Here is a 13,527-nt window from a genome sequence, read left to right as displayed (position 1 = left end):
TCCCCACGTGTACGCGACCCGAGCCTCGAGTTCCACCCGTGTCGAACTATGGACTCCGCATTTCCCACGCTGGAACATTACGATTCGACCACGCGCGCGGTGGAACTTGGCACTCACGCCACGAGGAAGTCCCGACTGCGTCCGGTGAACGGCGTGATCTCGCCCGAGGCCGCTGCTTTCCAATCTCCGTTGTGGACGATCCGGTAGCGGCCGGTAGGCACTTCCGCCGGAACGTCCCAAGTGATCGTCGCCGTGGAGGACGCGACACCGCTGCGCTTCCAGTGGTACTGGGTGGACCAGTCGCGGTCGTCGGCCACCGGCGCCCACCGGCCGTCCACCATGCGCTGGACCTCAGCGTAAGTGCCGCCGCGGCGCAGGTCGTTCTTGGGGTGCCCGGTGACGAACTCGACCGCGACGCGCTCGCCCCTGCGGTAACCGCTGGCGGGCTCGACGAGAACGTCGCCGAAGGCGCGGCCGGGAGGCGGGGCGTCGAAGACCACGCCCGGCTGGAAGTTCGGCAGCGTTCCGCTCATGTCGGGCGGAAGGGAGCCGAGCGGAACTCGCTCACCCGCGCGCATCGCCGCGGCCAGCTTGGTGAACTCCTGCTGGTAGGCGGGGAGCGTGCAGCGGCCGAAGAGGGTGGAGGCACCCTCGTACTGCTGGGAGTCGTACTCCTCGGGCGTGGTGACGTACTGGCTGTAGGCGTTGGCGTAACCCTGCATCAGCACGTTCTCCAGCGGGACGCCGAGTTCGGCGGCGACGCTCCGGCGGATCCGCAGTCCGGCGACGATGGTGAACTCGGCGGGTCCGGCGACCAGGTAGAGCTCACCGATGCGCATCAGTTGCAACGGCAGCACCTGGGGGCACCACGGGTGCGGCTGCATCGCGCCGAAGGGCACCCCTACGGGTTTGGGCGCCTGCTCGTCGGCGAGTTCCGGCGGGATGGGAACGTCCGCTCCCCCGAGCCAGTCCAGCAGCGGGTTGCCGATCCCCTCGCCGATGGGAATTCCCGGTCCGTCCTCGGTGCTGCCGGCCAGCATCGACATCCCGATGGCCGCGGCGCAGGTGCGATGCGTCTTGCCGTCCGGGGTGAATCGTCCGTCCACAGTGATGTCGGAGAGGTCGACGTAGCACAGCGCGGAGTCGACCGGGCCGCTCATCGATCCTTGCGCGGACCCGAAAGCCCTCCGCGCGGCGTGGAATTGGCGTTCGCCGATGATCCTCGTGTTGTCGAACTCGTCGTCGGTCGGTCCGGACCCGGGCTCCAGGTCCAGGTTGGCAGACATGTCCCCGGCGTTGGTCTGGGCGAAGCAGGCCACGAGCTCGGCGTCGCTGTGCTCCCACGCGAAAGCCGCGTATCCCTTGTTGTCCGAGCTGATCAGGTGGTTCCCGTTGGTCATCGAGGTGCCGTGGGTGGCGAACCAGGTGATCGCACCGACGTCCCGACCGCCCTGGGAGAAGCGCAGCACCGTCACCGCCGGGTCGATCGCCTGCGGGAAGTGCCGGGTGTCCTCCGCCGGGTTGAGGTCGAAGGCGCTGCGGGAGCGGTTGACGCTGGAGTCGGTGAGTTCGGTTCGCCCGAGCGCCAGTGCACCGGGTCGCAGGTCGTCGTGCGCCTCGCCGATCGCCTCGGTGATGCCGTCGACCACGGCGTTGAAGGTCTGCTCCTGGAAGCCCAGGGTCGCCAGGTCGTACGCGGCGTAGTGCGAGTCTCCCCCGCAGGCGGCGTGCGTGTGGGTCGCGTTGAGCAGCACGTTCTGCTCGGTGTAGAGACCGCCGTAGGTCTCGGCCAGGCGGCGCAGCACCGCCTGGTGCACCGACTGGAACAGCGCTCCCAGCTCGGCGGTCACGAACACCACGCGGTTCGCGCCGTCGTCGACGACGAACGCGCGCGCGAGCGTGCGCAGGTGGATGCCCGCGGTCTGCTGCTGCGGCATGGAGTGCCCCATCATGCCGTTCTCAGCGGCCGGACCGGTCACGTCGGCGACACCGCGCCCGACCCGGTAGCCGGTGGCCTCCTGACCGGACGCGGGCGTGACACCGAACATCGTGGAACCGAACGTCGTGGCGGCGAACGGTGCAACAGCGGCCGTGGCCAGCACCTGCCTCCTGGCAACGGGCACGAGCCTGCCTCTCGGTGAATGTGACGAGTGTTCACGTTCATGGATGCGGGCAGGCTACGCCGATCGACTTGGGCTGCCAAGGTCACGCTGGCCCGCGTCCAGCCGCAGGCACTGGCCGTTAGGCATCGGGTGTCGACGATGGCCCGCACCAGCTTCGCGTACTCCTCCGGGCGACCCATGCGCCGGGGGAAAGCCGCGTCCTTGACCAGCGCGGCCTTCAGTCCTCCGGAGCTCCCCCCACCCCGGTTTCGAACAGGCTCGGCACGATGGCCAGCACGCGGATGCCCATCGACCCGAGATCGCGGGCCATGGTCAGGCACATCCCGGCGATCGCGGCCTTGGCCGCTGTGTAGGCGACTTGACCGACCTGACCCCCGAACGCGGCGATCGACGAGGTGTTGATGACGACGCCGCGCTCACCGTCCTCGGGCTGTTGTCGTTCATGTGCGCTGCCGCCAAGCGGCTGATGGTGAACGTGCCGACGGTGTTCAGGTCCAAGATCCGGCGGAACGCGTCGAGCTCGGCGGCCCCTGCTTGCCCAACGTGCGCTGCGCCATCCCGCCACCGGCGGTGGTCACGGTGATGTGCAGCCCGCCCAGCTCGGCGACGGCGTCGTTCAACGCGTGCTCGACACCGGCGAAGTCGGTGACGTCGCGCGTGGAACGTGCCGCCCAGCTGCGCGGCGACGTCCTCGCCCGCCGAGTCGGCGAGGTCGGCGATCGCCACCGATGCGCCCTGCGCCGCGAGCAGCTCCGCGCTGGCCCGGCCCATCCCCGAGCCTCCGCGAACACGACCGCCTTCTTGCCGGTGATCTCCACTGGTGCTCCTCCTCGTCGAGGTGGTGTCGCAGGCGTCGATGACGGGATGGCGCAGCAGCATCGCCAGCATCGTCGGTGCGACCGTGGTGCCGGTGACGCAGTGCCGTTTGCACGGCGTCGAGGAAACCTCCGGTGCTGCACCGGCGCAGCAGCACGACGTTCTCGGCGGCCAGGTGGGCGACGAGCACGTTGTACCCGGCGATGTGGCACAGCGGCCACGGCACCAGCGACACCGGCCGCTCCTCGGTCGCGAGTCGAGGCGCCGGGAGCTGGCAGTTCCGCCCCAGGTCCTGCCACCCGCCCGCCAAGCAAGAGGAAGACGAAGCACGCCGCCCGGACACCGGAACACCGGCGGTAATCCGCCACCCAGTGACCGACCACAGCCGTCACGGGTGGCGGAGACCGCCGCGGTCAGGCACCGGAGTACGGCGGTAATCCGGGCGACGAACCACCCCAGCCACCCACCACAGCCATCACCGCAAGGCGGAGAACCGCCGCGTCAGCACCGATCACGGAGAAGGGCCTCAGACCAGGATGCCGGCGATCGTGGCGCTCAGGAGGTTGGCGAGGGTGGCGGCGAGGACCGCGCGGATCCCGTCCTTGGCGATCCAGCCGCGCTTGCCTGGCACGAGACCGCCGAGGCCGCCGAGCAGGATCGCCAGCGAGCCCAGGTTGGCGAAGCCGGTGAGCGCGAAGGTGACGATGGTGGCGGTCTTCTCGCTGAAGTTGCCCGCCTGTGGTCCGAAGTCGCCGAACGCCACGAACTCGTTGATCACCAGCTTCTCGCCGACGAAACCGCCTGCGGCGATCGCTTCGTGCCACGGCACGCCGATCACCCACATCAGCGGCGAGAACACGTAACCGAGGATCTGCTGCAGGGTCAGGTCCGGCAGGCCGAACAGGCCGCCGAGGGCACCGACGACGAGGTTGAGCAACGCGATCAGCGAGACGAAGGCGAAGAGCATGGCTCCGACGTTGAGCGCCAGCTTGAGGCCGTCGGAGGCGCCGGTGGCCGCGGCGTCGATGACGTTGCGCGGCTTCTCCTCCAGTGCGGGCGCGGCGGTGCCGAAGGCGACCTTCTTGGATTCCTCCCCCGCGGCCGCGTCGTCGTCCTCGGACACCTCGGCGTCATCGGAGCTCGGCTCGTCCTTGGGCGCCGGCATGATCAGCTTGGCCATGAGCAGACCGGCGGGAGCGGCCATGAAGCTGGCGGCGATGAGGTTCTCCAGCTTCGCGCCGAGCATGGCGTAGCCGACCATGACGGTGCCGGCCACGGTGGCCAGACCTCCGACCATGACCGCGAAGAACTCCGACCTGTTCATGCTCGCCAGGTAGGGGCGCACCAGCAGCGGCGCTTCGGTCTGGCCGAGGAAGATGTTGCCGGTCGCGTTCAGCGATTCCGCCCGCGTGGTGCCCAGCGCCTTCTGCAGCGCGCCACCGATGATGCGGACCACCCACTGCAGGACGTGCAGGTGGTAGAGCACCGCCGTCAGCGAGGACACGAAGATGATGATCGGCAGAACCTGGAAGGCCACGACCGTGCCCTCGGTGGGCATGATCGGCCCGACCAGGAAGTCGATGCCCTCCTTCGAGGACTCGATGACCTTCGTGACACCGGCAGCAACGGCGGCGAGCACCTGCTGGCCCAGCGGCCAGCGCAGCACCACCACGGCGAAGACGATCTGGATCACCAGCGCGCCTAACACCGTGCGGAGGTTGATCGCGCGCCGGTTGGTCGACAGCGCCAACGCCAGCAGCAGTACGACGACCATGCCGCCGACGCCCCACAAGACCTGCACTGGATCCAGCCTTTCCTCGAACCGCCGCGGCTGTCGCGACGCTGTTGGGTCCGGGGGATGCTCGCACGCAGGACCGCGGGCACGCAGCTGGGTGGCGACTTTGTGACTCCGCTAACGGCAGGTCAGGAAGGTGATCACTCCACAATGCACACCAGCTCGCCGCCGGAGTTCCCGTTCGGGCACCGTCGAGGGGTCGGCGAGATCTCGCCAACCGCATGCGGAGAAGAGACTCCTCGAGAGATATCTTTCGAATAAGATGATTGCGTGTAAGATTGTGCTCTGAGCTGTCACCACGTCGGTGAGAAGGAGAGCGCGATGAGTCCGCGAAGGGGAACCGAAGCCGTGGCCGACGAGGGCGATCTGCTCAGCGACGACGAGACCGTCACCTGGTGGGGTTTGGTCATCGAGGGCTACCACACCACCCACAGCCTGATGATGGACGAGATCAGCCAGCGCGTGGACCTCGCCCCGGGCTCGTTCGACATCCTGATCAGACTGCTGCGCTCGCCCGGCCACCGGCTGCCGATGACCCGGCTCGCCGTGGAGGCCGCGCTGAGCAGCGGTGGCTTCACCAAGGTCGCCGACCGGCTGGCCAGGGCCGACTTGATCTGCCGCGAGCCCTCTGCCGAAGACCGCCGCGTCGTCTACGCGGTGCTCACCGAACACGGCCTGGAGGTCGCCGAGGAAGCACGCGAGGTCTGCGCCGAAATCCTGCGCGACCGCATCCTCAGGCCGCTCGGAGAACAGCAGTCGCAGAGCCTCGCGGCCGCGATGCGCACGCTGCGCAACGCCAACGCCGCCTGATCCGATCTCAGCGAGCCGCGGTTTCGGCCTTGTTGAACTCGGCCTTCCACTCGCGGAACGCCTCCTCGGTGCGTCCGTGGCGCCAGTAGCCCGAGATCGACGCCTGGTCGCGCGCCACACCGCGCTCGCGGAAGAGGTAGGGGCGGACGCGGCGCATGACCTCCTGTGCCTCGCCGTGCACGAAGGCGTGCACGCGGCCGGGCAACCACTCCAGCTCGCGCACCGCCTTCTCCAACGCACCGTCCTCGCCGACGTCCGAGCGGTAGATGAACACGGCCTCCCCGGCGGCGGGCAGCGCCAGATCCGGTGCCTCGGCGGGCGAGTCGACGAGCATGACCACGCGCACCACGGCGTCGGCGGGCATGCCTGCCAGCGCTGCGGAGATCGCGGGAAGCGCGGACTCGTCACCGGCGAGCAGGTGCCAGTCAGCCTCCGGGTCCGGCTTGTAGGCACCACCCGGTCCGTTGATGATCAACCTGTCGCCCGGCTCGGCCTTCGCCGCCCACGGACCGGCCACGCCCTGGTCGCCGTGCATGACGAAGTCGATGGCCATGGTGCCGCGCTCGACGTCCGGGAACAGTGCGGTGAAGGTGCGCACCGTGGGCATGTCCTCGGCCGGGAACGTGCCGCGCATCGCCTTGACGTCCAGCGGCTCCGGGTAGGTCACGCCCCCCTTGGGGAACACCAGCTTGACGTAGCGGTCGGTGTGCACGCTCTCGGCGAAGGCCGACAGGTCATCACTGCGGAACCACAGTCGCCGCACCCGGGGCGTCACCATCTCGGCACCGGTCACGGTCAGGTAGGTCGCCACTCGAACTCCTCAACGCACTCACGAGACTTAGGCCAGCCTAACTTACGTTGCGGTAGCGCGCAGCACCAACCCGCCCCCTGAGCGACATCCTCGAGTGCTCACCTGCACCCCGACCTCGACCTCGACCTCGACCGGACACTCGCACCTCCCTGGTCCCAGCCTGCGCACGCACCACAGCCACCTCCCCAGCCGCGATCCCGGAAGAACGCGGGATCGGGCGCGTGGTCAGGATCGCCTCGCGGCTCGCGCGCAGGTAGGCGATCACCAGGGATTCCAGGCTCGGGGTCGGGCGTCCCAGCTCGTGGTGTCGACCTCTCCGCCGACCAGGGGGCCTGGCGCTCGGTGCGGCGCTCGTGGACGAGCGGATCCCGCGGGACGAGCCGGTTTCCTCGTTCGGTCCGATGAGGACCAGGTGATCGGCGAGGAGCTGCTCGACCTCGCCCGCGCGCCGGACGTGCCCGTCCTCAGCAGCACCGGGCGCGCTGCGACCGAACCCGTCGTGTACGCCTTCTCCAGTCGACGCAACCGATCGGGCTGCGCCTCCACCGGGATCTCGTCCGCACGAACAGGATTCGGCATGCCTGCGCGGGCACCGGTGGAGGCGCTCACGATGCCCTTCGCTCCCTCTCGCTGAGCACGGCGCATCACCGAGCTGTCAACGAGGAGGAAACCTGTGGACACCACCGGAGCGCCCGTGGGTTCCAGGGGGGAAGGAGCTCTCCTCCGATGCCGCAGCGGGAACGCTCAGGCGAAGCACGCCGACGGCAAGACCACGCAGTGGTGATTCCGGCGGCTCAGCGCTGAATGCGGGGGTGGGCGCCGACCGTCATCAGGGCGATGTCGACGTAGCGGGCCGCGATCTCCTCGGGGCTCAGCGGGCCGTCGGCGTAGTACCAGCGGGCGACCGACTGGCACATGCCCAGCAGCGCCCGGGAGGTCTCCACCGGGTCGGCGATGGTGAAGGTGCCGTCGCGGCTGCCGGTTTCGATGACCTCGGTCAGGACGGTCTCCACGGTCTTGCGGCGAGCGCTGTAGCGGCGCCGGTTGCTCGGCGACAGGTACCGGGTCTCGCTGTCGAGCGCGGCCAGCCGGAACCGGTAGGTCATGTGCAGCACGATGGCTTCGATGACGTTCACGAACTGGTCGCGCGGCGATCCCGGGGCCTCGCGCGCAGCGGCGCGCACGCGCCAGGCGACCTCGCTGGTGCCCAGTTCGAGGAGCGCTACGAGAAGCCCTTCCTTGTTCTCGTGGTGGTAGTACAGCGCGGGTACGGTCATGCCGACCCGGCGAGCGATCTGGCGGACGGTCGCGCCGTGGAACCCGCTCTCGCGGAACTCGTCCACCGCGGCGTCGAGGATGGGGGTCAGTTCGAGCGGCCCGAAATCCCGCCACCCGGCCGCGGCGTCCGGCTTCGCCGCACTCGCCTGAGCCATCACGTCTCCCCCTCTCCCCGCCTGCGGGTGACCTTACCGGCCGGTGACGAGCACCGGCCGGATCGGTCCAGCCTCATCGAGGCGCCATGCGGATCGCCCCGTCCAACCGGATGGTCTCGCCGTTGAGCATGGGGTTCTCGACGATGTGGCGCACCAGGGATCCGTACTCGGCGGGGTCGCCGAGCCGGGACGGGTGCGGGACCTGCGCGCCGAGCGAGGCGACCGCCTCTTCGGGCAGCGCCGCGAACAGCGGCGTGTGGAACAACCCCGGGGCGATGGTCGTCACCCGGATCTTCAGGTTCGCCAGGTCCCGCGCGATGGGCAGCGTCATGCCGACGATGCCGCCCTTGGAGGCCGAGTAGGCGGCCTGGCCGACCTGCCCGTCGAACGCGGCGACCGAGGCGGTGTTGACGATGACGCCGCGCTCCTCACCGACCGGCTCGGTCCTCGACATCCGCTCGGCGGCGAGCCGGAGCACGTTGAAGGTGCCGATGAGGTTGACGTTGATGACCTTGGTGAAGTCGGCGAGCGGGAAGGCGCCCTCCTTGCCGACGGTCTTGGCGGCGTTGCCGATGCCCGCGCAGTTCACCGCGATCCGCAGCGGGCCCAGCCCGTCCGCGACGTCGAGCGCCGCGGCCACCTGCTCCTCGTTGGTGACATCAGCGGCGGCGAACACGACACCGTCGCCGAGCTCCGCGGCCACGGCCTCGCCCTGGGAGGACGGCAGGTCCACGATGACGACCTTCGCGCCCTGACCGCGCAGTTCCTCCACCGTCGCCAGGCCCAGCCCGGACGCACCCCCGGTCACGAGCGCGACAGCACCTTCGATGTCCACTTCCCGACTCCTCACATGTCGACCTAGCAACCGAAGGGCAGCATACTGAGCGAGCGATAAGTAACCAAGCGTTAGTCGTATTGACACCCGGCGCGCACTTAGCGACCGTTAAGTGGACTTCGGAGGAGGAGCGCCATGGACGCCGTCATCGTCGACGCGATCAGAACCCCGTCGGGCAAGGGCAAACCCGGAGGGCAGCTGTCGGGCATCCACCCCGCCGAACTGCTCACCCGCACGCTGCGCGGACTCGTCGAGCGGACCGGCATCGACCCCGGCGAGGTCGACGACGTCATCGGCGGCTGCGTCGGCCAGGCCGGCGAGCAGGCCCTCAACATCACCCGCAACGCCGTGCTGGGAGCCGGTTTCCCGGAATCGGTGCCCGCCACGACCATCGACCGGCAATGCGGTTCGAGCCAGCAGGCCGCGCACTTCGCCGCCCAGGGCGTCCTCGCCGGCACCTACGACGTCGTGATCGCCTGCGGTGTCGAGTCGATGAGCCGGGTGCCCATGGGCACCACCCCGATGGGCACCAACCCCAGGGGCCCGTCGATGTCCGCCCGCTACCCCGATGGCCTGGTGAACCAAGGCGTCTCCGCGGAGCTCATCGCGGCGCGGTGGAAGTTCGGCCGCGACGAGCTCGACGAGTTCTCCGCCCGCTCCCACGCCCGCGCAGCGCAGACCGCCGCCGGTGGCGCGTTCGACGACGAGATCCTGCCGGTGGTGGTGACCGGCGAGGACGGCACCGAGCGCGTCGTGAGCACCGACGAGACCGTGCGCGCGTCGACCACCGCCGACGGGCTCGCGGGCCTTCGACCCTCGTTCGCCGACGAGGCGCTGGCGAAGCGCTTCCCGGAGATCGACTGGCGGATCACTCCGGGCAACTCCTCGCCGCTGACCGACGGCGCGTCGGCGGTGCTCATCATGAGCGAGGCCAAGGCCGAGGCGCTCGGAGCGCAGCCGAAGGCCCGGTTCCACAGCTTCGCCGTCACCGGCAGCGACCCGCTGCTCATGCTCACCGGTGTCGTGCCGGCCACCCGCAAGCTCCTGGACCGCGCCGGTGTGTCGATCGACGAGATCGACGCCTACGAGGTCAACGAGGCGTTCGCGCCGGTTCCGCTGCTGTGGCAGCGCGAGTTCGGCGCCGACCCGGCCCGGCTCAACCCGCGCGGTGGGGCCATCGCGCTGGGCCACCCGCTCGGCGCTTCCGGCACGCGACTGCTGACCACGCTGGTCAACCAGTTGCAGGCCACCGGCGGCCGGTACGGCCTGCAGACCATGTGCGAGGGCGGCGGCATGGCCAACGCAACCCTCGTCGAACGCCTCTGAGCGGTCGGGCGGCCTCCCCGAGGAGGCCGCTCAGTTCAGGAAGGGCTTGACCTCCTCACCGAAGTCGCGGACCCCGCGCTCGAAGTCGTCGAAGGTGAACATCATGCCCTTCACACCGGGAATCTTCGCGACCTCGTCGAGGTGGCGGGCGATGGTCTCGTAAGAGCCGACCAGCGTGGCCATGTCGAGGTTGATGGCGCCCTCGGGGAGGTTGATCGTGCGCGCGGTGCCTCGACGCCGCCGTTGATCGTCCGGCGCCAGACTGGGACAAGCGGGCGTGAGATGTGGTTGGTGGAGCACCGACGGTTCGTCCGCGTTGCGGGGCCTCGTGCAACTGGACGTGCAATCGACCAGGAGGATCGCATGGACTTCGGCGTGTTCATCCCGATCGGCAACAACGGCTGGCTGACCTCCGAGAACGCCCCCAGCACAAGCCCAACTTCGAGCTGAACAAGCGGATCGTTCAGGAGGCCAACGGCAGGGATTCGCCTTCGCGCTGTCGATGATCAAACACCGCGGTTTGGCGGCCCGAGTTCTAGGAGCACAACCTCGAATCGTTCACGCTGATGGCGGGTCTGGCCGCCGTCACCGAACGCAGTTCAGGGGCACTGAGACCCGGATCACACAGCCACCCGTAGACCACAGTGGACAGTCGCTTTCCGGCCGCCTCGCGGTTTGCAGCGGCGGAGACCCGCGATGCGTACGCGAAATCCGATGGCTCTCCTGGGTGGGCTGGGGGCGTTTTCGAACCTAGGCTTCAAGCATGTCGATCGCGATCAACGAGGATCACCGGCTGCTGGCTGAGACCGCTTCCGATCTGCTGGCGCGCCGCGAGGCACGTGGTGCCAGCCGCGCGCTGCTGGAGTCCGAGTCCGAATCCCTTCCCGCGTTCTGGCAGGAGGCGGCTGACCTGGGCTGGCTGGGGCTCCACCTGCCCGAGGAGCACGGCGGCGCGGGGTTCGGGCTCGCGGAGACCGTGGTCGTGGCCGAGCAGATGGGGCGGGCGGTGGCGCCCGGACCGTTCACGCCGACCGCGATCGCCTCAGCCCTGATCGATGCGATCGGGGACGAGGAGATCAAGAGGCGGTTCCTTCCCGGCCTGGCCGACGGTTCGGTGCCCGCCGGGATCGCGCTCGACGCCCGGCTGGAGGTCTCCGGCGGGACCGCGTCGGGATCGGCGCCGGCCGTGCTCGGCGGCGGCCTGGCGCGGCTGCTCGTGCTGCCCGCCGGTGACGACGTCGTGGTCGTCGAGGTCGGCGACGCCGTGACCGTGGAGGTTCCGGTGAACCTGGACCCGTCCCGCCGCTCGGCTCGGGTCTCCCTGGAGCGCGCACCGGCCGCGGTTCTGGCCGGGGGCCGACGAGCGCTGGTCGACTTGGCGCGCGTGATCCTGTCCGCCGAAGCCGTCGGCGTCGCCCGCGAGTGCACCGAGCGCGCCGCCTCCCACGCCCGGGAACGCGAGCAGTTCGGACGCGTGATCGGCACGTTCCAGGCGGTCAAGCACCACTGCGCGAACATGGCCGTGGCCACCGAGCTGGCGACCAGCGCCGCCTGGGACGCCGCCCGCGCCGCGGAGACCGGCGGTGACCAGCTCACCTTCGCCGCCGCGGCCGCTGCCGCGCTGGCAGCACCCGCGGCGGACCTGTGCGCCAACCTCAACACCCAGGTGCATGGCGGCATCGCCATCACCTGGGAACACGACGCGCACCTCTACGTGCGGCGCGCGACCACGCTGCTCGCGACCTTGTCGGCCGACGATGCCGCCGCCGAGGTCACCGCGCTCACCCGCCAGGGCACCACCCGGGCCCGGACCGTCGAGCTGCCGCCCGGGGCGGAGGACCTGCGCGCGGAAGTCCGCGCCATCGCCGAGGAGCTCGCCGCGCTGCCCGAAGACCAGCGCAAGCAACGCCTGATCGAGACCGGTTACGTGATGCCGCACTGGCCCGAGCCCTATGGCCGGGCGGCCGGAGCCGTCGAGCAGCTCGTGGTGGAGCAGGAGTTCGCGGCGGCCGGGGTCAAGCGCCCCAACTACGGGATCACCGGCTGGGTCATCCTCACGCTCATCCAGCACGGCACCGAACAGCAGGTGAGCCGGTGGGTCGATCCCGCGCTGCGCCAGGACGTCATCTGGTGCCAGCTGTTCAGCGAACCGGCCGCCGGGTCGGACGCCGCGGGGATCAAGACCCGCGCAACGCGCGTCGACGGCGGATGGCTCGTCAACGGCCAGAAGGTCTGGACGAGCGGCGCCCACAAGGCGGGCAAGGGCTTCGCGACCGTGCGGACCGATCCCGAGGCGCCCAAGCACCAGGGCATCACCATGATGGTCATCGACATGCGGGCCGAGGGCGTGGACGTGCGGCCGATCAAGATGCCCTCCGGCGCCTCGGAGTTCAACGAGGTCTTCTTCCAAGACGTCTTCGTCCCCGACGAGGACGTCGTCGGTCCGATCAACGGCGGTTGGACCGTCGCGCGGGCCACGCTCAGCAACGAGAGCGTCAGCATCGGCGGCGGTCAGGGCACCATGTCCACACCGGCCTCGGCGATGGTCCCGCACCTCAACGCGCACCCCGACCGGCTCACCGGCGGCGCCGTCCGCATCGGCCGGTACGCCGCAGAGCACCACGCGATGGAGATGCTCAACGTGCGTTCGGCGCACCGCGCCGTCGCCGGAGGCGAACCGGGACCCGAAGGAGCCATCACCAAGCTCGTGCTCTCCGAACTGGGCCACGAGGCCGCGACCATCATGAACGTCCTCAGCGGGCCGGAGGCGGTCTACCTGGACGGACCTGGCGCGTTCAGCGGTGCGCTGGCCCTGCTGCACCGCGGTCTGTCCATCGCGGGCGGCACCAGCGAGATCAAGCGCAACCAGATCGGTGAGCGCATCCTCGGACTGCCCCGCGATCCGCTGATCAAGTGACTCCCCCTCCGGATACCCTCGCGCGCAGGGGATTTCGAATCCCCATGGCCGCACCGGCCGCCTGCGACGCGGTCTGACGATCACCCGACCTGGCGTCCGCGGTGGGGACGCCCCGGCACGAGAAGAGGATTCGATGGCGAACCAACGAGCGCAGGTCCAGATGACACCCGAGGAGATCTCGGCGTTCATGGCCACCCGCCGCACCGCGACGCTGGCGACGCTGGGCGCTGACGGACACCCGCACGCGGTGGCGATGTGGTTCGCGCTCATCGACAGCGTGATCTGGTTCGAGACCAAGGCCAAAGCCCAGAAGGCGGTCAACATCGGCCGCGACCCGCGCGTCACCGTCCTGATCGAGGACGGCCTGACCTACGACGTGCTGCGCGGCGTCTCCCTGGAAGGACGCGCGGAGATCGTCGACGACTCCGACGCGCTGTGGGCCGTGGGCGTCAGCATGTGGGAGCGCTACCACGGTCCCTACAGCGACGAGGTGAAGCCGCTCGTGGAGCACATGCTGCACAAGCGCGTCGCCGTCCGCATCGACGTCCACCGCACCCGCTCCTGGGACCACCGCAAGCTCGGCCTCGACCCCATGCCCCTCGGCGGCACCACCGCCGCGCACTACCCGGAGTATGCCGATCGGTAGGGAGTTCCCGTGCCG

General features: G+C 69.7%; 13 protein-coding genes. 5 read left to right on the top strand and 8 right to left on the bottom strand.

Annotated features, from left to right (window positions below; genetic code table 11):
• Positions 1-113 precede the first annotated feature (113 nt).
• The 4 genes from E1161_RS00435 to E1161_RS00425 all read right to left on the bottom strand — a co-directional run bounded on the left by E1161_RS00435 (position 114) and on the right by E1161_RS00425 (position 4,740).
• The gene (locus E1161_RS00435) at positions 114-2,123 is read right to left on the bottom strand and encodes a neutral/alkaline ceramidase (RefSeq protein ID WP_132618327.1); all 2,010 of its coding nucleotides are present in this window, start codon (positions 2,121-2,123) and stop codon (positions 114-116) included.
• Positions 2,124-2,340: 217 nt separating this feature from the next.
• Complete coding sequence (locus E1161_RS28600; RefSeq protein WP_408011924.1) at positions 2,341-2,511, bottom strand: SDR family NAD(P)-dependent oxidoreductase; 171 nt, start codon at positions 2,509-2,511, stop codon at positions 2,341-2,343.
• Positions 2,436-2,894, bottom strand: coding sequence for a Rossmann-fold NAD(P)-binding domain-containing protein (locus E1161_RS28595; protein WP_408011923.1), 459 nt, complete (start codon positions 2,892-2,894; stop codon positions 2,436-2,438). The genes E1161_RS28600 and E1161_RS28595 overlap by 76 nt, the downstream gene beginning before the upstream one ends.
• Before the next feature lie 571 nt (positions 2,895-3,465).
• Positions 3,466-4,740 carry a NupC/NupG family nucleoside CNT transporter gene (locus E1161_RS00425; protein WP_207920022.1) on the bottom strand — a complete coding sequence of 425 codons (1,275 nt, stop codon included), beginning with the start codon at positions 4,738-4,740 and terminating at the stop codon, positions 3,466-3,468.
• Positions 4,741-5,055: 315 nt separating this feature from the next.
• On the opposite strand from E1161_RS00425, the gene E1161_RS00420 reads away from it, so the two are divergent.
• Positions 5,056-5,544, top strand: coding sequence for a MarR family winged helix-turn-helix transcriptional regulator (locus E1161_RS00420; protein WP_132618323.1), 489 nt, complete (start codon positions 5,056-5,058; stop codon positions 5,542-5,544).
• 7 nt (positions 5,545-5,551) lie between these two features.
• On the opposite strand, the gene E1161_RS00415 is transcribed toward E1161_RS00420, so the two are convergent.
• A complete protein-coding gene (locus E1161_RS00415; protein WP_235874674.1) occupies positions 5,552-6,355 on the bottom strand; it encodes a siderophore-interacting protein in 804 nt (267 codons plus the stop codon).
• Positions 6,356-6,767: 412 nt separating this feature from the next.
• Here E1161_RS00415 and E1161_RS00410 point away from each other — a divergent pair, with 412 nt between their 5' ends.
• On the top strand, positions 6,768-6,989 hold the full coding sequence (locus E1161_RS00410) for a hypothetical protein (protein WP_132618321.1): 222 nt from the start codon (positions 6,768-6,770) through the stop codon (positions 6,987-6,989).
• A gap of 160 nt (positions 6,990-7,149) precedes the next feature.
• Here E1161_RS00410 and E1161_RS00405 read toward each other — a convergent pair whose 3' ends face one another.
• Positions 7,150-7,788: a TetR/AcrR family transcriptional regulator gene (locus tag E1161_RS00405; protein ID WP_132618319.1), complete on the bottom strand. Its 639-nt coding sequence runs from the start codon at positions 7,786-7,788 to the stop codon at positions 7,150-7,152.
• Positions 7,789-7,861: 73 nt separating this feature from the next.
• Positions 7,862-8,623, bottom strand: a complete 762-nt coding sequence (locus tag E1161_RS00400) for a 3-hydroxyacyl-CoA dehydrogenase (RefSeq protein ID WP_132618317.1) — start codon at positions 8,621-8,623, stop codon at positions 7,862-7,864.
• A 135-nt stretch (positions 8,624-8,758) separates the two neighbouring features.
• On the opposite strand from E1161_RS00400, the gene E1161_RS00395 reads away from it, so the two are divergent.
• On the top strand, positions 8,759-9,949 hold the full coding sequence (locus tag E1161_RS00395) for a thiolase family protein (protein ID WP_132618315.1): 1,191 nt from the start codon (positions 8,759-8,761) through the stop codon (positions 9,947-9,949).
• 30 nt (positions 9,950-9,979) lie between these two features.
• On the opposite strand, the gene E1161_RS00390 is transcribed toward E1161_RS00395, so the two are convergent.
• Entirely contained in the window at positions 9,980-10,132 is a 153-nt protein-coding gene (locus tag E1161_RS00390; RefSeq protein WP_235874673.1) for a hypothetical protein, read from the bottom strand.
• Between the two features lie 580 nt (positions 10,133-10,712).
• On the opposite strand from E1161_RS00390, the gene E1161_RS00385 reads away from it, so the two are divergent.
• Both E1161_RS00385 and E1161_RS00380 read left to right on the top strand, forming a co-directional pair.
• Positions 10,713-12,866, top strand: coding sequence for an acyl-CoA dehydrogenase (locus E1161_RS00385; RefSeq protein WP_132618313.1), 2,154 nt, complete (start codon positions 10,713-10,715; stop codon positions 12,864-12,866).
• A 133-nt stretch (positions 12,867-12,999) separates the two neighbouring features.
• The gene (locus E1161_RS00380) at positions 13,000-13,512 is read left to right on the top strand and encodes a pyridoxamine 5'-phosphate oxidase family protein (protein WP_165939640.1); all 513 of its coding nucleotides are present in this window, start codon (positions 13,000-13,002) and stop codon (positions 13,510-13,512) included.
• Positions 13,513-13,527 lie beyond the last annotated feature (15 nt).

The sequence above is a fragment of the Saccharopolyspora aridisoli genome (assembly GCF_004348445.1).
GTDB classification, from domain to species: domain Bacteria; phylum Actinomycetota; class Actinomycetes; order Mycobacteriales; family Pseudonocardiaceae; genus Saccharopolyspora; species Saccharopolyspora aridisoli.
The sequence above is the reverse complement of the archived record's forward strand: the minus strand, read 5'-3'. Positions and strand labels throughout refer to the sequence as shown.

Bases quoted from the DNA above. Each gene is read 5' to 3' on its own strand.
- E1161_RS00390 (WP_235874673.1), bottom strand. From the start codon at position 10,132: ATGGCCACGCTGGTCGGCTCTTACGAGACCATCGCCCGCCACCTCGAC.
- E1161_RS00395 (WP_132618315.1), top strand. From the start codon at position 8,759: ATGGACGCCGTCATCGTCGACGCGATCAGAACCCCGTCGGGCAAGGGC.
- E1161_RS00420 (WP_132618323.1), top strand. From the start codon at position 5,056: ATGAGTCCGCGAAGGGGAACCGAAGCCGTGGCCGACGAGGGCGATCTG.
- E1161_RS00380 (WP_165939640.1), top strand. From the start codon at position 13,000: ATGGCGAACCAACGAGCGCAGGTCCAGATGACACCCGAGGAGATCTCG.
- E1161_RS00405 (WP_132618319.1), bottom strand. From the start codon at position 7,788: ATGGCTCAGGCGAGTGCGGCGAAGCCGGACGCCGCGGCCGGGTGGCGG.
- E1161_RS00385 (WP_132618313.1), top strand. From the start codon at position 10,713: ATGTCGATCGCGATCAACGAGGATCACCGGCTGCTGGCTGAGACCGCT.
- E1161_RS28595 (WP_408011923.1), bottom strand. From the start codon at position 2,894: ATGGGCCGGGCCAGCGCGGAGCTGCTCGCGGCGCAGGGCGCATCGGTG.